This window comes from Streptomyces sp. NPDC050610, from assembly GCF_040654875.1.
Lineage (GTDB): Bacteria > Actinomycetota > Actinomycetes > Streptomycetales > Streptomycetaceae > Streptomyces.
This window is the reverse complement of record NZ_JBFAIV010000004.1, coordinates 134,704-151,381: the sequence shown is the minus strand read 5'-3', so window position 1 is coordinate 151,381 and position 16,678 is coordinate 134,704. Positions and strand designations below refer to the sequence as shown.

The following is a 16,678-nucleotide window of genomic DNA, read 5'->3' as shown; positions in this document are numbered from 1 at the left end:
CGCACAAGGCCGATTCCGCTGAGCGGACCCTTTACCGACGGAGGGGAATCATTCCGCCGCCGCCTGTCAAGCCACCTTCGCGCATTCATAGTTGAACGTTTACCGGACTCGATCCGCCGCACAGCGCCGCGACGCGACCCACCCTGATCGGCGCAGGCAGCACGCCCGCCCGCCGGACCCGCGCATAGCGCGAAGGACGCCCCTCTCGCCGAGCCGACCCATCCCGAGAAAGCTCCCCCTCCACCGGACCGGCGCGCCCCAGGAAGGCCCCCACCGCCAGGCCGGCGCGTCGCGCGAGGGAATGGAGAGGCATTCGAGAGGAAATCCCGCACCGGCCCGAAAACGCCGCGGCGAAGAGACGAAGAGCCCCGCCCCGGTACGAGACCGGGGCGGGGCTCTTGCGCGCGCCGCTTCGCGGAAGAGCGAGCGGCAATACCGTTACGAGCCGACGGGCGCCAGCTTGTCGACGGTACCGGGGTGGTCGTCCATCCACTTGCGGGCGGACGCCTTCTCGTTGCCCTTGCCGCCCTTTTGGATCTGGTCCTCCAGGGACGCGAGGTCCTTGTCCTCCATGTGGAAGTTCTTCAGCCAGCCGTTGAGCTCCGGGAAGTCCTTGCCGAAGGCCTTCTTGCCGACGACGTGGATCTTCTCGCCCTTGCCCCAGGCGCCCTTCGGGTCCTTGAGCTTCTTCAGGTCGTACTTGTTGTACGCCCAGTGCGGGGACCACAGCGGGACGACGATCGGCTTCTTCTGCGCGATCGAGCGGTCCAGGTCGGCGAGCATCGTGGCCGTCGAGGACGAGACGAGCTTGTAGTCGCTGTCGAGCCCGTAGGCCGGCATGACCTTGTCCTTGAGGATGCCCATCTCACCGGCGCTGGACTCGATGCCGGTGATCTTGCCGCCGAACTCGCTCGCCTTGTCCTTGAGGTCGTCGAGCGTGTTGACGTCCTTCATGTAGGACGGCACGGTCAGCTCCAGCGACGTCGGCCCGTACCAGGCGCCGATGTCCGAGAGTCTGTCTCCGTACTTGTCCATGTACTGCTTGTGCGTGGTCGGCAGCCAGGAGTCGAACTGGACGTCCATCTGCCCCTGCGCCAGGGACGTGTAGAGCGGGCCGGGGTCGAGCTGCTTGACCTTCGGCTTGTAGCCGCGGTCCTCCAGGATGTTCTCCCAGAGGTACGTGGAGGCGATGGCCTCGTCCCACGGGAAGTAGCCCATGTTGACGGCCTTGCCGGCTTCCTTGCCCTTGGCCGTCTGGCCCTTGCCCTTGGGCAGCGGCGCGAGGGTGTCCGCGACCTTCGGGTTCTTCTTGAGCCAGGTACGGACGCCGTCCTGCTCCTTGCCCTTGCCCGCCGACTGGATGGTGTTCTCCAGGCTGGACAGCTGCTTCTCGTCCATCTTGAAGTTCTTCAGCCAGCCCGCGACCGTCGGGTCCTTGGACTCGAAGCCCTTCGCGGCGACGGTGTGCAGCTCGTCGCCCTTGCCCCAGGCGCCCTTCGGGTCCTTGAGCTTCTTCAGGTCGTACTTGCTGTACGCCCAGTGCGGCGACCACAGCGGGACGACGATCGGCTTCTTCGCCGAGATCGAGCGGTCCAGGTCGGCGAGCATCGTCGCGGTCGACGAGGAGACGATCTTGTACTCGCCGTCGAGCCCGTACGCCGGGAAGATCTTGTCCTTGAGCAGGCCCATCTCACCCGCGCTGGACTCGATGCCGGTGATCTTGCCGCCGAACTCGCCGGCCTTGCCCTTGAGGTCATCAAGCGTGTTGATGTCCTTCATGTACGCCGGGACGGTCAGCTCCAGCGACGTCGGCCCGTACCAGGCGCCGAGGTCCGTCATCTGGGAGCCGTACTTGGCCCAGTACGCCTTGTGCGTCGTCGGCAGCCAGGCGTCGGTCTGGAAGTCGATGTCGCCCTTGGCGATGCCGGAGTACAGCGGGCCGGGGTCGAGCTGCTTCACGTTCGGCTTGTAGCCGCGCTGCTCCAGCAGCTCCTTCCACAGGAACGTGGAGGCGATGCCCTCGTCCCACGGGATGTAGCCCATGTTGATCTGCTTGCCGTGGCCCACGTCGGAGGCCGCGGAGGCGCTCGACTTGTCGTCGTTCTGGGCGAGGTTCATGCCGCCCGCTATGAGCGCGAGGACCACGACGCCGACGGTGGCGACCGCCGTGCCGGGCCGGTAGTGCAGGAACTTCGCGCCGCGCATGGCGGCCGCGGCCTTGGCCAGGGCGCGCCGGCCGAGCGGGGAGACCCGCTGGTTGAGCGCGCCGGTCATCCGGTCCAGGTACATGGCGAGGATGACGACGGCCAGGCCGCTCTCCACACCGCCGCCGATGTTGACCTGGGTGACCGCGGCGTAGACCTGCTCGCCGAGGCCGCCCGCGCCGGCCATGCCCGCGATGACGACCATGGACAGCGCCAGCATGATGACCTGGTTGATGCCGGCCATGATGGTGGGCAGGGCCAGCGGCAGCTGGACCCGGATGAGCGTGTCGCGGGGGGTCGTGCCGAACGCCTCGGCGGCCTCCACCAGCTCGCCGTCGACCTGCCGGATGCCGAGTTCGGTCATCCGGACGCCGGGCGGCATCGAGAAGATGATCGTCGCGATCAGACCCGGCATGGGGCCGATCGAGAAGAACATCACGCCGGGGATCAGGTAGACGAAGGCGGGCATCGTCTGCATGAGGTCCAGTACGGGCCGCAGCACACCGCTGACGGTGCGGTTGCGGGCCGACCAGATGCCCAGCGGCACCGCGATCACGATCGTGATGACGGACGCGACGAGCACCAGCGAGAGCGTCGCCATCGCGTCGTCCCACAACTGGAGCGAGTCGATCAGCGCGAAGCCCACGAACGCGAGGACCGCGGGCAACAGGCCGCGCAGCCAGAACGCGATGACCGCGAAGATCCCCGCCATCAGCAGCGGCTCAGGCGCGCCCAGCACCTTGTCGACGCCGTCGTACATCCCCGTCAGCACCTTGCTGACGAAGTCGAACAGCCACTCCATGTGGGTCTGGAGCCACTTGACCGCGTCCTCGACCCAGTCTCCGAAGTTGAATCTAGGCACCGGCGATCACCTTCGCCTTGGCCTCGCCGCTCGGCGGTTCCTGGGCCGGAGCGGTGTGCGGCTGCTCGCCGAGGACCGACAGCAGCCGTTCGCGGGTCACGACGCCCGCGAGCGCGCCGTCGGCGCCCGTGACGGCGACCGCGTCGCCGCTGCTGGAGCAGGGCGTGAACAGCTCGGCTATCGGGGTCTCGGTGGTCACCGTGGCGGGCGCGGCGTCGAGAACGTCCTGATCCGTACGGACCGTGCTGCCGTCTCCGGCGCGGGCGCCCTTGGCGGTGCTCGGCTCGGCCATGATTGAACCGGCGGTGAGCACCCGGGACCGGTCGACGTCCTGGATGAAGGAGGCGACGTAGTCGTTGGCGGGGCGCACCAGGATGTCCTCGGCGGTGCCGTTCTGGACGATCCGGCCGTCGCGCATGACGGCTATTCGGTCGCCCAGGCGCATGGCCTCGTTGAGGTCGTGGGTGATGAAGATGATCGTCTTCTTGAGCCGGGCCTGGAGCTCCAGCAGCTGGTCCTGCATGTCGCGGCGGATCAGCGGGTCGAGCGCGCTGAACGACTCGTCCATCAGGAGCAGGTCGGCGTCGGTGGCGAGCGCGCGGGCCAGGCCCACGCGCTGCTGCATGCCGCCGGACAGCTCGTCGGGCCAGGACTTCTCCCAGCCCTTGAGGCCCGCCAGCTCCAGGGCCTCGACGGCACGGCGGTCCCGCTCCTCGCGCGGGACGCCCTGCACCTCAAGACCGTAGGCCGCGTTCTCCATCACACTGCGGTGCGGGAAGAGCGCGAAGTGCTGGAAGACCATGCTGATCTTCTGCGAGCGCACCTTGCGCAGCTCGCGCGGGGTCAGTTCGGTCAGGTCCTGGCCGTCGAAAAGGACGCGTCCGCTGGTCGGCTCCGAAAGCCCGTTCAGCATGCGCAGCAGCGTGGACTTACCGGACCCGGACAGACCCATGACAACGAAGATGTGGCCGGCCTCGACAGAGAACGAGGCATCGATCACGGCCGCGGTGGTGCCGTCGGAACGCAGCTCTTCGCGGCTGGTGCCGCCTTCGAGCCGTTTCACGGCGGCTTCGGGTCGTCTGCCGAACACTTTGTACAAGTGCTCGGCTTGCAGCCTGGACACATACACCTCTCGAGTTGAACTCAAAACGACCCGCCTCCCCCGTGGGCGGGTCGTGGAGCGGTGCGGATTCGGCCGCGCCTCCGAGCAGCAGTAGTAGTTGAAACTGCTACCGGGTCCGCTCCGATTGCGCGCCTGCCCCCACTTAGGTGAAGCAAACCGGTCCGTGACCCAGTTCACATCTCCTTCACAATCTCCGGATGCGGCATCATCGACGGGTGACGCGACGCCTGATGCTCCTCGACACCGCCTCCCTCTACTACCGCGCCTACTTCGGCGTGCCGGAATCGGTCAAGGCCCCGGACGGCACCCCGGTCAACGCGGTGCGCGGCCTCCTCGACTTCATCGCCCGCCTCGTGCAGGACCACCGGCCGGACGCCCTGGTCGCCTGCATGGACTTCGACTGGCGGCCGCAGTGGCGGGTCGACCTCATCCCCTCCTACAAGGCGCACCGGGTCGCCGAGGAGGTCGCGAGCGGCCCCGACGCCGAGGAGACCCCCGACACGCTGGCCCCGCAGGTGCCGGTGATCGAGGACGTACTGGACGCGGTCGGCATCGCCCGCGTCGGCGCCGAGGGGTACGAGGCCGACGACGTGATCGGCACGCTGACCGCGCGGGCGACGGGGCCGGTCGCGATCGTCACGGGCGACCGGGACCTCTACCAGCTGGTGGACGACCGGCGCGGCATCCGGGTCCTCTACCCGGTGAAGGGCGTGGGCACGCTGCAACTCGTGGACGAGGCGCTGCTGCGGGAGAAGTACGGGGTCAACGGCCCCGGCTACGTCGATCTCGCGCTGCTGCGCGGCGACCCCAGCGACGGGCTGCCGGGGGTGCCCGGCATCGGCGAGAAGACCGCCGCCAAGCTGCTCGCGGCCCATGGCGACCTCGCCGGGATCATGGCCGCGGTCGACGATCCGGCCGCCAAGCTCACCCCCTCGCAGCGCAAGCGGCTCGACGAGGCCCGGCCGTACATCGCGGTCGCGCCCAAGGTGGTGCGGGTCGCCTCGGACGTGCCGCTGCCGGAGTTCGACGCCACGCTGCCGCGCGAGCCGCGCGACCCCGAGGCGCTGGCGGAGCTGACGGCCCGCTGGGGGCTGGGCGGGTCCGCACAGCGCTTGCTCTCCACTCTGCACGGCTGAACTGTTAAGTTAGGTACAACTAACTAACCATTGGCGTGTCAGGGAGTCGACGTGGCAGCAGAACGCCCGGTCCGCAAAAAGCCGCAGCAGAACCACGCACAGGTCATCCGAACCGAACGCCTCACCCCCCACATGGTGCGGGTGGTGCTCGGCGGCGAGGGCCTGGCGGAGTTCAACGCCGGCGAGTACACCGACCACTACATCAAGATCGTGTTCCCGCTCGACGGCGTCGAGTACCCCGAGCCCTTCGACATGGCCCAGATCCGCGCCGACCTGCCGCGCGACCAGTGGCCGGCCGTACGGACGTACACCGTGCGCAGCTGGGACCCGACGGCCCGCGAACTGTCGGTCGACTTCGTCGTCCACGGCGACGAGGGCATCGCGGGCCCCTGGGCCGTACGCGCCCGCCCCGGCGACGGGATCTACTTCATGGGCCCGGGCGGCGCCTACGCCCCCGGCGAGGACGCCGACTGGCACCTGCTCGCGGGTGACGAGAGCGCGCTGCCCGCCATCGCGGCGGCCCTGGAGCGGATGCCCTCGGGCGTGCCCGTACGGGCCTTCATCGAGGTCGCGGACGCCGCGGAGCAGCAGGACCTGAAGCTGCCCGCCAACGCCGAGGTCGTCTGGCTGCACCGGGGCACGGACACCGTCGGCGAGCAGCTCGTCGACGCCGTGCGCGGGCTGGAGTTCCCGGCCGGGAACGTCCAGGCGTTCGTGCACGGCGAGGCGGGTTTCGTGAAGGAGCTGCGGCGCTATCTGCGCGTCGAGCGCGAGGTGCCGCGCGAGCGGCTGTCGATCTCCGGCTACTGGCGGCGGGGCCACGACGAGGACGGCTGGCAGGCGTCCAAGCGCGAGTGGAACCAGCAGGTGGAGGCGGAGCAGGAGACCGCGCCCGCGTCCTGAACAGCGAGCGGTACACCGACGGCGGCAGGCCCTGACCGGGGCCTGCCGCCGTCGTGCGTTTCACGGGACGCGCGGCCGCTACGACCCGCGCCGCCATGACCGTGATCGCAGCGGGGCGCGGCGGACCGCAGCCGCCGGCGCCCGCGGTCGCCGTGGTCAGCCCACCGAGGAGTACGCCACCACGCCCCGCAGCAGCCCGTCGACGGCGCGGCGTGCGTTCCGCGCGACCGTGGTGCCGGGAGGCGCGGCGGCCGCGATCTGGCCGAGGACGTCGATGAGCTGTTTGCACCAGCGAACGAAGTCGCCGGCCGGCATCTCGATCTCGCGCAGGACCTCGTCGAGGCCGTGCCCGGAGGCCCAGCGGTAGGCGGCCCAGGCGAAGCCCAGGTCGGGCTCGCGCTGCCCCACCCCCTCGGCCTGGTTGATCTTGTGCTCCTCCTCCAGGGAGTCGAGCCGCCCCCAGATGCGGACCATCTCTCCCAGGGCGCGCTGCGCGTCGCCGGTGGGGAGCTTCGGCGGCATCGCGTCATCGGCGGCGCGCGCCTCGTACACGAGCGCCGAGGCGCAGGCGGCGAGCTCGGCGGGGCGCAGCCCCTCCCACACGCCGTCGCGCAGGCACTCCGAGGCCAGCAGGTCCAGCTCGCCGTAGAGACGGGAGAGCCGGCGGCCGTCGTCGGTGACCTCGTCGCCGCGCAGATAGCCGAGGTCGGTCAGGAGCGCGCAGATCCGGTCGAAGGTGCGCGCGATGGTGTTCGTACGGCCCTCGATGCGCCGCTCCAGCTGCCGGGTGTCGCGCTTGAGCCGGTCGTAGCGCTCGGCCCAGCGCGCGTGGTCCTCGCGCTCGTCGCAGCCGTGGCACGGGTGGGCGCGGATCGCGGCGCGCAGCCGCAGGATCTCGGTGTCGTCGGCGGCGTCCGCCCGCTTCTTGCGGTGCCGCCCCGGCTCGATGTGCCCGGCCTTGGTGCGCAGCGCGGAGGCGAGGTCACGGCGGGACTGGGGGCTGCGCGGGTTGAAGGACTTGGGGATCCGCATCCGCTCCAGCGCCTCGACCGGCACCGGGAAGTCGATCGCGGCCAGCCGCTTGACCTGCCGCTCCGCGGTGAGGACGAGCGGCCGCGGCCCGTCGTGGTGCTCGAAGCCGCGGTGCCGGTCCGTACGGCCGGCGGCCAGGCCCGGGTCCAGGACCAGCGCGAGGCCCGCGTACTTGCCGGTCGGCACATGGATCACATCGCCCGGCTTGAGCTTCTCCAGCGCCGCCGCCGCGGCGACCCGGCGCTGGGTAGCGCCCTGCTTGGCCAGCTCGGTCTCGCGGTCCTTGAGCTCGCGGCGCAGCCGCATGTACGCGTCGAAGTCGCCCAGGTGACAGGTCATGGAGGCCCGGTAGCCCTCCATGCCTTCCTCGTTCTTCTGCACCTGGCGGGAGATCCCGACGACCGACTTGTCGGCCTGGAACTGCGCGAACGACGTCTCCAGCAGCTCCCGCGAGCGGTGCCGCCCGAACTGCGAGACCAGGTTGACGGCCATGTTGTACGAGGGCTTGAAGGAGGAGCGCAACGGGTACGTGCGCGTGCCGGCCAGCCCCGCGAGGCCGCCCGGGTCCATGGCCCGCTGCCACAGCACGACCGCGTGCCCCTCGACGTCGATGCCGCGCCGCCCGGCGCGGCCCGTCAGCTGGGTGTACTCGCCGGGGGTGATGTCGGCGTGCTGCTCGCCGTTCCACTTGACGAGCTTCTCCAGCACCACCGAACGGGCGGGCATGTTGATGCCGAGCGCGAGCGTCTCGGTGGCGAAGACGGCCTTGACCAGGCCCTTGACGAACAGCTCCTCGACGACCTCCTTGAACGTCGGCAGCATGCCCGCGTGGTGCGCCGCGATGCCCCGCTCCAGGGCCTCCAGCCACTCGAAGTAGCCCAGGACGTGCAGGTCCTCGTCCGGGATGGCGGCGGTGCGCTCCTCCACGATCGAGCGGACCCTGGCCCGCGCCGCGTCGTCGTTGAGCCGGAGCCCCGCGTACAGGCACTGCTGGACGGCGGCCTCGCAGCCCGCGCGGCTGAAGATGAAGGTGATGGCGGGCAGCAGCCCGTCCGCGTCGAGGCGCTCGATGACCTCGGCCCTGCTGGGCGTCCAGATCCGGCTGCGCTGGCGGCGCTCGCGCTCCCGGTCCGCCTCGCGCAGGTTCTTGCCGCGACGGCGGTCGCGGCCGCCGAACGGGCGGCTGTTCTCCATCCTGGCCAGCCGTACGAGGTCGGGGTTGACCTCGCGTCTGCCGCCGCTGCGGCCGCCCCCCGAGGTGTCGCGCTCCTCGAAGAGGTCGTACATCCGGCGGCCGGCCAGCACGTGCTGCCACAGCGGCACGGGCCGGTGCTCGGAGACGATGACCTCGGTGTCGCCGCGCACGGTGTCCAGCCAGTCGCCGAACTCCTCCGCGTTGGAGACGGTCGCCGACAGGGAGACCAGGGTCACCGACTCCGGGAGGTGGATGATGACCTCCTCCCAGACGGCGCCGCGGAAGCGGTCGGAGAGGTAGTGCACCTCGTCCATGACCACATAGCCGAGCCCGATCAGCGACTGGGAGCCCGCGTAGAGCATGTTGCGGAGCACCTCGGTGGTCATGACCACCACCGGCGCCTCGGAGTTGACGCTGTTGTCGCCGGTCAGCAGGCCGACCTTGTCCGCGCCGTAGCGTTTGACGAGGTCGCTGTACTTCTGGTTGGAGAGCGCCTTGATGGGCGTGGTGTAGAAGCATTTCCGGCCCTGCGTGAGGGCCAGGTGGACGGCGAACTCGCCCACGATGGTCTTGCCCGAGCCGGTGGGGGCGGCGACCAGCACGCCGTTACCGGCCTCAAGGGCCTCACAGGCTTCGATCTGGAAGGGGTCCAGCTCGAATTCGTACATCTCGCGGAAGGGCGCGAGTGCGGTGGCCAGGTCGGCGGCGCGCAGCCGGGCAGCGGCGTAGCGCTCAGCTGGGGACATGTCGTCGGTCATCTTGAGTACGAGCCTACCGGCCGCCTCTGACAGTCACGCGATCTTTATCAGGCCCCCGTTCGCCCAGCGGGCCCGCGGACCTCGCCGACGCGGCGGTCCGCGGGCCGTATCGGCGCGACGCGGGCCGTATCAGCGCCGCGGGCCCGTGACAACGCGACGGGCCGCGGGCCGCGCCGCGTGGGCGCCGCACCCGCGGCCCGTAGTGCCGCCGACCGAGACAGGGGCCTCGGGCCCCGCCGGATCAGGTGGCGTCGTCGTATCCGTTCCGCCGCGTCGGCTCGGAGCCCGCGCCGCCGTCGGCGCCGCCCGAGGACTGGCCGGGCAGCGCCTTGCTGGCCCGCACCGGCTCGATCTCGCCGACGTCCAGCGGCGTGAGGTCGAGGTCGGACGCCTCGTCGGGGTCGAGGTCGGCGTCGGGGTTGGCGGCCCGCTTCCGCTTGTCGTTGAAGAGCGCGATGAACACGGCGATGAAGTAGAGCATGACGATCGGGACCGCCAGCATCAGCATCGAGAAGGGGTCCACGCTCGGTGTGGCGACGGCCGCGAAGACCGTGACGCCCATGATCATGCCGCGCCACCAGCCGAGCATCCGGCGGCCGGTGAGAATGCCGCCGAAGTTGAGCATCACCAGCAGCAGCGGCAGCTCGAAGGAGAGGCCGAAGACGACCACCAGGCGGGTGATGAAGTCGATCAGCTCGTCGAGGGGCAGCAGGTTGTCCACGCCCGACGGCGTGAACTCGATGAGGACCGTGGACGCGGCGGGCATGATCTTGTACGCGAAGAAGCCGCCGGCCGCGAAGAGCGGGGCGCCCGCGGCGACGAAGCTCAGGGCGTACTTCTTCTCGGTGCGGTGCAGTCCCGGTGCGAGGAAGGCCCAGAGCTGGTACAGCCAGACCGGGCTCGCCACCACGAGGCCGGACATCAGCGACACCTTGATCATCAGAGAGAACGGGCCCATGAGGCCGGACATCGTGATGTTTCCGCAGGTCTGTCGCTTGTCCTTGGTGGCGAGCTCCGCGAACGAGACCTTGCAGCCGATCGCGTCCTCGATCGGCTGCTTGAAGAGCTCGACGATGTCCTTGTAGTAGAAGGCAGCGACCACCGCGATGACCACGATCGCGAGCACGGCCTTGCCGAGACGGTTCCGCAGCTCGCGCAAGTGCTCCGCGAGCGGCATCCGCCCCTCGGGGTCCTTCTCCTTCTTGCGGGCAGGCTTGAGCAACCCACGTCCCTATCTCGTGCGTCCGGCGGCAGTCCCTGGACGGCCGCCTCGAAGTCGGCCCTCGGTCAGCGCTGCGTCGTGCTGTCGGTCGGCTCGGCCACCGGACGGGCGCCGGTCACGTCGCCGGGAGCGGCCTTGATCGTACGGGGAGGCTGGGCCACGTCGTTCGGCGGGTCGGCCGGAGCGGCCGACTTGTCCTGGCCCTCCGACTTCATGGCCTTGGCCTCGCTCTTGAGAATCCGCGCGGACTTGCCGAGCGAGCGCGCCATGTCCGGCAGCTTCTTCGCGCCGAACAGCAGGATCACGACGACAAGAATGAGGATGATCTCGGGTGCACCGATCCTGCCAAACATAAGCGTTACCTTCTCACCGAGGCGGCATGGAATGGGTCTGTGGGGCCAGTCGGACAGGCGTCCGGCTCCGCCGTGCTGGCAGCGATCGTAACGCGCGGGGGTGAACGCGGGGCAATCCCCGTGCGTACTCCCGATTCCGCTCCCCACCGCGGAATCAGCGCCACCGGCATCCCAGCGTACCGTCCGCACCAGCCGCGCAGCAGAGCGCGACGCTCATTTTGAACGGAGGGTCTGCGATGCCTGCGAGGCGAGCGGGGCGGCCGCGCGTTCGAGGTCCTCGGCGGCTCGGGAGATGCGCCGCGAGGCCGTGTCGACCTGCCGGGCCAGCCGCCGCACCTCGGTGAAGACGCGCATCGCGAGGACGCCGAGCACGGCGATCCCGCAGAAGCCGAGAACGATGGCGATCATGGGCCAGAGCATGGGGAGGAGCCTATCGGGCGCGGGCGGAACGGGCGGTCACACGGGCCCTCACACCGTGGAGTGCAGCCGCAGGGTGCTGACGCCGCCGCCGGTGAGCAGCTCGATGATCCGCTCGCCGGCCGGCTTGCGGACCGCGGAGCCGCAGTCGGGGCAGGTGAAGGAGTAGAAGGTGGTGCGGCGGCTGGCGCCGATCGCCAGGCGCAGCGCCCCGGCGCCCAGCTCGAAACAGCCCCGGCAGTCGGGGCAGGCGGCCCTGAAGAGCACCGCCGCCGTCGTCATCGCCGTCATCACGAACCCTTCTCCGCCGTCTCTCGCCACTCGTGTCACTCGCCGTACGCGGCGAGGGCCTCACGGGCCGCGGCCCGCGCGCTGTCGGCCAGCCCCTGCGGGGAGACGATCCGCCCGTCGCCGCCGAGCCGCAGCGCCAGCCGGCGCAGCGAGGCGGGCTCGGGGGTGCGCAAGGTGATCCGCAGACCGCCGTCGGGCAGCTCCTCCGCGCTGTCGTGCGGGTAGTACTCGGCGACCCAGCGGCCGCCCGGCCCGACCTCCGCGACCACCTCGGGGTCCTCCGCGGCGGGCTGCACCAGCCCTTCGGAGAGGTCGCGCAGCTCGACGGGGGGCGGATCGCTGGGCGCGTCGAGCAGCTTGATCTCGGCGACCCGGTCGAGCCGGAAGGTGCGCCGCGCCTCGGAGAGCCGGCACCACGCCTCCACGTACGTATGGCCGACGGCGAAGAGCCGGATCGGGTCGACCTCGCGCTCGGTGAGCTCGTCGCGGGCGGGCGAGTAGTAACGCAGCCACAGCCGGCGGCGCTCGGCTATGGCCCGGTCGACGTCCGCGAAGACGCCGCCCTCGGACTCGAAGGTGACCGAGAGCCGGGAGCTGGCCCCGGCCGCCTCACCGGCCGCCGCCTCCAGCTTGGCCGTGGCGCGCAGCAGCGCCTGCCGATCGCCCTCGCGCAGACCGGGCAGGGTGGCGACGGCGCGCGCGGCGACCAGCAGCGCGGTCGCCTCGTCGGCCGCGAGGCGCAGCGGCTCGGCCACATCGTCGGGGTTGTGCCACCAGATGCGGTCGCCGTCGGTGTCGATGTCCAGCAGGTCGCCGCCGCGGAAGCTGGTGCCGCACATGGGGAGCACGTCGAGGTCGGAGATCAGCTCGTCCTCGGAGATGCCGAAGGCACGGGCGACGTCCGTGACGCGCGCGCCGGGGCGCTCGCGCAGATAGGTCACCAGCGAGAGCATCCGGCGGGTCTGGTCGATGGCGTTGGCCATGTCGCTGTGTGTACCTCTCAGCCCTTGGCTACGGCGCGCAGCCGCTCGATGACGTCGGCCCGCAGCTCGGCGGGTTCCAGCACGATCACATCGGGGCCGAACTCGACGAGCCAGGCATCCAGTCCATGTCCGTACGGAACCTCCAGCTCGTCCCAGCCGTCTGTCAGGGCGTGGGTGGTGAGGGCCTTGGCACGCAGCGGGTATCCGTGGCCCGCGCGCAGCTTGATGCGGGCGGTCGCCGTGGCGTTCTCGCCGGCCCAGCTCTCCACCGTCTCGCGGACGGTCACGTGATCGGGCACGGGGGCGGTGAAGGCGGCGGCACGGGAGCGGACCTTACCGGTGATGCGCGAGAGCCGGAAGACCCGCTCCGCGCCGCGGTCGCGGTCCCAGCCGGCCAGATACCAGTGGCCGCGGCAGAACTCCAGCGTCCACGGCTCCACATGCCGCTGCTCGGGACGGGCCGCGTTCGATTTGCGGTAGTCGAAGACGACGGGGCGGCGGTCGCGGGCCGCCAGCATCAGGGGCTCGAACGCGGCCTCATGGGCGGCGATCCGCGGTTCGAGGGCGCCCGGGCTCTCGTACGGGTCCGCGTCGGCGAGCGGCATCCCGGCGGCGCGCAGCTTCTGGAGCGCGCCGCTGGCCGCTCCCGCGAGCCGGGCCTGCTGCCAGACCTTCGCGGCGAGACCGAGGGCCGCGGCCTCCGCGGCGTCGAGGGTGATGGCGGGGAGACGGTTGCTGTCGCGGCGGGCGAGATAGCCGGTGTCGCCGTCGAGCATGTCGACGGTCTCGATGATCAGGCCGAGTTCGCGCAGGTCTTCCTTGTCCCGCTCGAACATCCGGTTGAAGGACTCGTCGCCGCCGGACGTGACGGCGCCGGACCGTAGGGCGGCGCCCGTCCCCGCTCCCCCGCCGTTCCCCGGACCGAACGCCTCCAGGTAGGCCTCGATGGAACTCCGCAGCTCCCGCTTGCTGAGCGGGCGGCGGGTCCCCAGCAGGCACAGCGCCAGGTTCATCAGCCGCTCGGCCTTGGCAATCGCCATCGACGCCCTCTCTCGTTGTGCTCCCGACCGCTGACCGTACCGCTCGCGGCACGTGCCGCAAAAGCCGAGGGCCCATGCCGATCGGCATGGGCCCTCGGTCCGCGGTGACGAGGCTCAGACGGAGACCAGGTCGCAGACGAAGATCAGCGTCTCGCCCGGCGCGATCCGGCCACCGCCGGCGCCGCGGTCGCCGTACGCGAGGTGCGCGGGGATCGTCAGCCGACGGCGCCCGCCGACCTTCATGCCCTGCACACCCTGGTCCCAGCCGGGGATGACCTGGCCGGCGCCGAGCTGGAACTGGAGCGGAGTACCGCGGTTCCAGCTCGCGTCGAACTCCTCGCCGGAGGAGAACGAAACGCCGACGTAGTGCACGGAGACGTTGTCCCCGGCCTTGGCGACGGCGCCGTCGCCCTCCCACAGGTCCACGACCTCCAGCTCGGTGGGGGCCGGCCCGTCCGGGAAGTCGATCTCGGGCTTGTCGATGTTCACGAAATTTCTCCTACGGAAGACACGTTCTGTCAGCCGGGCAATTCTGGCAGATCATGGCGCGAAAGCGCTGATCAGACCCCACCGCGGAAACGCGCCGACGCGGACCGCGCCGACGCCCGGCTCACGCCTTGCCGACGATGTCCACGACGAAGACCAGCGCCGCATCCTTGGGGATGCCACTGTCCTTCGGCGGGTTGTCACCGTAGGCGAGCTTCGCAGGCACGACCAGCTCGACCCGGTCGCCCACATGCTTGCCGACCAGGCCCTTGTCCCAGCCCGGCACGACCGAGCCCGTACCGATCTGGAAGGCCGTCGCACCGCCGTGGTCCCAGGACGAGTCGAACTTCTTGCCGCCGTCCCACGTGACACCGGTGTACTGGCCGATGAGCCCGTCACCGGCCTTGACCTCCTCGCCCTTGCCCTTGATCAGCATCTGCTGCTTGAGCTCCGAAGGCGCCTTCTCCCCCTTGGGCACGGTGAAGGTCGCGGCGTCCTGCCCATCGGCCTTCACCTCGGGCATCCCGTCGTCCGGCTTGGCCTGATCGCCCTTTGCCCGACTCTTGAGGTCCACCTTCTGCGCGCCCGCGATGTCGAGGACCCACACCAGACCGTCCTCGGGCTTGAGGACCTCCTTGTTGAGCCCGTCGCCGAGGAGCGCCTTCGCCGTGCCCTCGACCTCGACGCGGCTGCCGGCCTGCTGGCCGACCAGCGCGTTGAAGACCTTCGGCGGCAGCGGCGCCGGCTGCTGCATCTGCGCGGCCTGCTGCGCACCCTGCTCGTTCATCGGCAGAACGATCTGCCGGCGCGGCGCCTTGCTGTCCTGCTGCGGCTGCTGAGCCTGGGTATCCCAGCTGCTGCCCAGGTTCTTGTTGTCCTTCATCGTCTGACCGGCGAAGTCGAACCGCACGAAGCCGTCCTTCTCGACCTTCGCGCCGTCGCCCTTGCTGACGGTCTTCACAACGAGCTTGTCAGCCGGCTTGGCGTCCTTCGGCGCGGAGATCTCGGGCTTGTCCCCGAACTTCCCCGACACCTTGGCCACGGCCTTGCCGTCCGCCGAACCGCCGTCGTCCGAGCCGCACGCCGCGGCGGTCAGCAGCAGTGCGGGGACGGCCAGCGCCACGGCGAAGCGGCGCGTTTTCTTCGTGTGGTTCATCAGTCCAACTCGGGCTAGAGGGGGTGGCGGGACAATGCCCGCCACTCTACGGCCTGCGTCCCCCCTATCAACCCTGCCGGACACGGCTGCGCGCCGGTGTCCGCGACACCGGCGCACAGCCGCCGCACAACCCGTACACAGCTACGGGATCACATCCCGGCGATGAGCTTCTCCACCCGGTCGTCCACCGACCGGAAGGGGTCCTTGCACAGCACCGTGCGCTGCGCCTGGTCGTTGAGCTTGAGATGCACCCAGTCGACCGTGAAGTCGCGGCGCTGCTCCTGCGCACGGCGGATGAAATCGCCGCGCAGCCGCGCGCGAGTCGTCTGCGGAGGCACCGACTTGCCCTCGAAGATCTTCAAGTCGTCGCACACCCGCGCCGCCTGACCGCGCCTCTCCAACAGGTAGTACAGACCGCGGCGGCGGTGGATGTCGTGGTACGCGAGATCTATCTGGGCCACCCGCGGATGCGACATGGTGATGTTGTTCTTGGCGCGGTAGCGCTCGATCAGCTGGTACTTCATGACCCAGTCGATCTCGGTGGAGATCCGGTCCAGATCCTCCTCCTGGATGGCGTCGAGCGTACGGCCCCACAGCTCCAGGACACGCTCGACCGTGCCCGTACGGATCCCGCGGCGCTCGCAGAAGTCGACGGCCTTCTCGTAATACTCGCGCTGCACGTCCAGCGCGGACGCCTCGCGCCCGCTGGCGAGCCGGACCTTGCGCTGCCCCGTGATGTCGTGGCTGACCTCGCGGATGGCCCGGATCGGGTTCTCCAAGGTGAGATCCCGCATCACCGTGCCCGCCTCGATCATGCGCAGCACGAGATCGGTGGCGCCGACCTTGAGGAGCATGGTCGTCTCGGACATGTTGGAGTCGCCGACGATCACATGCAGCCGGCGGTACCGCTCGGCGTCGGCGTGCGGCTCGTCACGGGTGTTGATGATCGGACGCGAACGGGTCGTCGCGGAACTGACGCCCTCCCAGATGTGCTCGGCGCGCTGGCTGACGCAGTAGACCGCGCCACGCGGCGTCTGGAGCACCTTGCCCGCGCCGCACAGCAGCTGCCGGGTGACGAGGAACGGGATGAGGATGTCCGCGAGCCGGGAGAACTCCCCGTGCCGGGCGACCAGATAGTTCTCATGGCAGCCGTAGGAGTTGCCCGCCGAGTCGGTGTTGTTCTTGAAGAGGTAGACGTCGCCCGCGATCCCCTCCTCGTGCAGGCGGCGTTCGGCGTCGACGAGCAGCCCTTCGAGAATGCGCTCGCCCGCCTTGTCATGGGTGACGAGCTCGGTCACGTTGTCGCACTCGGGAGTCGCGTATTCCGGGTGCGAGCCCACATCGAGGTAGAGACGGGCGCCGTTCCGCAGGAAGACATTGCTGCTGCGGCCCCAGGAAACAACTCGGCGGAAGAGGTAGCGCGCCACTTCGTCAGGTGACAGTCGGCGCTGTCCCCTGAACGTGCACGTGACGCCGTACTCGTTCTCCAGCCCGAAAATGCGGCGGTCCATGACTGA

General features: G+C 70.0%; 14 protein-coding genes. 2 read left to right on the top strand and 12 right to left on the bottom strand.

Annotated elements, in window-relative coordinates:
* Positions 1 to 438: 438 nt before the first annotated feature.
* Both AB0I22_RS06760 and AB0I22_RS06755 read right to left on the bottom strand, forming a co-directional pair.
* On the bottom strand, positions 439 to 3,066 hold the full coding sequence (locus AB0I22_RS06760; protein WP_363129571.1) for an ABC transporter permease/substrate binding protein: 2,628 nt from the start codon (positions 3,064 to 3,066) through the stop codon (positions 439 to 441).
* On the bottom strand, positions 3,059 to 4,189 hold the full coding sequence (locus AB0I22_RS06755) for a glycine betaine/L-proline ABC transporter ATP-binding protein (RefSeq protein WP_363129570.1): 1,131 nt from the start codon (positions 4,187 to 4,189) through the stop codon (positions 3,059 to 3,061). Before AB0I22_RS06755 ends, AB0I22_RS06760 begins: the two co-directional genes overlap by 8 nt.
* 230 nt (positions 4,190 to 4,419) lie before the next feature.
* On the opposite strand from AB0I22_RS06755, the gene AB0I22_RS06750 reads away from it, so the two are divergent.
* Both AB0I22_RS06750 and AB0I22_RS06745 read left to right on the top strand, forming a co-directional pair.
* Positions 4,420 to 5,325 carry a 5'-3' exonuclease gene (locus AB0I22_RS06750; RefSeq protein ID WP_363129781.1) on the top strand — a complete coding sequence of 302 codons (906 nt, stop codon included), beginning with the start codon at positions 4,420 to 4,422 and terminating at the stop codon, positions 5,323 to 5,325.
* A gap of 51 nt (positions 5,326 to 5,376) precedes the next feature.
* Entirely contained in the window at positions 5,377 to 6,228 is an 852-nt protein-coding gene (locus tag AB0I22_RS06745; RefSeq protein ID WP_363129569.1) for a siderophore-interacting protein, read from the top strand.
* Positions 6,229 to 6,384: 156 nt separating this feature from the next.
* Here the strand turns inward: AB0I22_RS06745 and AB0I22_RS06740 are convergent, their stop codons facing one another.
* The 10 genes from AB0I22_RS06740 to pafA form a co-directional block, all read right to left on the bottom strand.
* Entirely contained in the window at positions 6,385 to 9,213 is a 2,829-nt protein-coding gene (locus AB0I22_RS06740; protein ID WP_363129568.1) for a DEAD/DEAH box helicase, read from the bottom strand.
* Positions 9,214 to 9,454: 241 nt separating this feature from the next.
* Positions 9,455 to 10,435 carry a twin-arginine translocase subunit TatC gene (gene tatC / locus AB0I22_RS06735; protein WP_363129567.1) on the bottom strand — a complete coding sequence of 327 codons (981 nt, stop codon included), beginning with the start codon at positions 10,433 to 10,435 and terminating at the stop codon, positions 9,455 to 9,457.
* Positions 10,436 to 10,500: 65 nt separating this feature from the next.
* The gene (gene tatA, locus AB0I22_RS06730; protein WP_363129566.1) at positions 10,501 to 10,788 is read right to left on the bottom strand and encodes a Sec-independent protein translocase subunit TatA; all 288 of its coding nucleotides are present in this window, start codon (positions 10,786 to 10,788) and stop codon (positions 10,501 to 10,503) included.
* Positions 10,789 to 11,001: 213 nt separating this feature from the next.
* The gene (locus tag AB0I22_RS06725) at positions 11,002 to 11,208 is read right to left on the bottom strand and encodes a hypothetical protein (protein WP_363129565.1); all 207 of its coding nucleotides are present in this window, start codon (positions 11,206 to 11,208) and stop codon (positions 11,002 to 11,004) included.
* A 48-nt stretch (positions 11,209 to 11,256) separates the two neighbouring features.
* A complete protein-coding gene (locus tag AB0I22_RS06720; protein WP_363129564.1) occupies positions 11,257 to 11,496 on the bottom strand; it encodes a hypothetical protein in 240 nt (79 codons plus the stop codon).
* Between the two features lie 35 nt (positions 11,497 to 11,531).
* On the bottom strand, positions 11,532 to 12,479 hold the full coding sequence (locus AB0I22_RS06715) for a WYL domain-containing protein (protein WP_363129563.1): 948 nt from the start codon (positions 12,477 to 12,479) through the stop codon (positions 11,532 to 11,534).
* Positions 12,480 to 12,496: 17 nt separating this feature from the next.
* Complete coding sequence (locus AB0I22_RS06710; protein WP_363129562.1) at positions 12,497 to 13,519, bottom strand: WYL domain-containing protein; 1,023 nt, start codon at positions 13,517 to 13,519, stop codon at positions 12,497 to 12,499.
* A 114-nt stretch (positions 13,520 to 13,633) separates the two neighbouring features.
* Positions 13,634 to 14,008, bottom strand: a complete 375-nt coding sequence (locus tag AB0I22_RS06705; protein WP_363129561.1) for an FKBP-type peptidyl-prolyl cis-trans isomerase — start codon at positions 14,006 to 14,008, stop codon at positions 13,634 to 13,636.
* 121 nt (positions 14,009 to 14,129) lie between these two features.
* Positions 14,130 to 15,161 carry an FKBP-type peptidyl-prolyl cis-trans isomerase gene (locus tag AB0I22_RS06700; protein WP_363129560.1) on the bottom strand — a complete coding sequence of 344 codons (1,032 nt, stop codon included), beginning with the start codon at positions 15,159 to 15,161 and terminating at the stop codon, positions 14,130 to 14,132.
* 149 nt (positions 15,162 to 15,310) lie between these two features.
* On the bottom strand, positions 15,311 to 16,672 hold the full coding sequence (gene pafA / locus AB0I22_RS06695; RefSeq protein ID WP_363129559.1) for a Pup--protein ligase: 1,362 nt from the start codon (positions 16,670 to 16,672) through the stop codon (positions 15,311 to 15,313).
* Positions 16,673 to 16,678 lie beyond the last annotated feature (6 nt).

What these genes read in the sequence shown, in the direction of transcription:
- AB0I22_RS06750 (WP_363129781.1), top strand. Translation starts at nt 4,420, where the DNA reads ATGCTCCTCGACACCGCCTCCCTCTACTACCGCGCCTACTTCGGCGTG.
- AB0I22_RS06740 (WP_363129568.1), bottom strand. Translation starts at nt 9,213, where the DNA reads ATGACCGACGACATGTCCCCAGCTGAGCGCTACGCCGCTGCCCGGCTG.
- tatA (WP_363129566.1), bottom strand. Translation starts at nt 10,788, where the DNA reads ATGTTTGGCAGGATCGGTGCACCCGAGATCATCCTCATTCTTGTCGTC.
- AB0I22_RS06725 (WP_363129565.1), bottom strand. Translation starts at nt 11,208, where the DNA reads ATGCTCTGGCCCATGATCGCCATCGTTCTCGGCTTCTGCGGGATCGCC.
- AB0I22_RS06720 (WP_363129564.1), bottom strand. Translation starts at nt 11,496, where the DNA reads ATGACGGCGATGACGACGGCGGCGGTGCTCTTCAGGGCCGCCTGCCCC.
- AB0I22_RS06715 (WP_363129563.1), bottom strand. Translation starts at nt 12,479, where the DNA reads ATGGCCAACGCCATCGACCAGACCCGCCGGATGCTCTCGCTGGTGACC.
- AB0I22_RS06710 (WP_363129562.1), bottom strand. Translation starts at nt 13,519, where the DNA reads ATGGCGATTGCCAAGGCCGAGCGGCTGATGAACCTGGCGCTGTGCCTG.
- AB0I22_RS06700 (WP_363129560.1), bottom strand. Translation starts at nt 15,161, where the DNA reads ATGAACCACACGAAGAAAACGCGCCGCTTCGCCGTGGCGCTGGCCGTC.
- pafA (WP_363129559.1), bottom strand. Translation starts at nt 16,672, where the DNA reads ATGGACCGCCGCATTTTCGGGCTGGAGAACGAGTACGGCGTCACGTGC.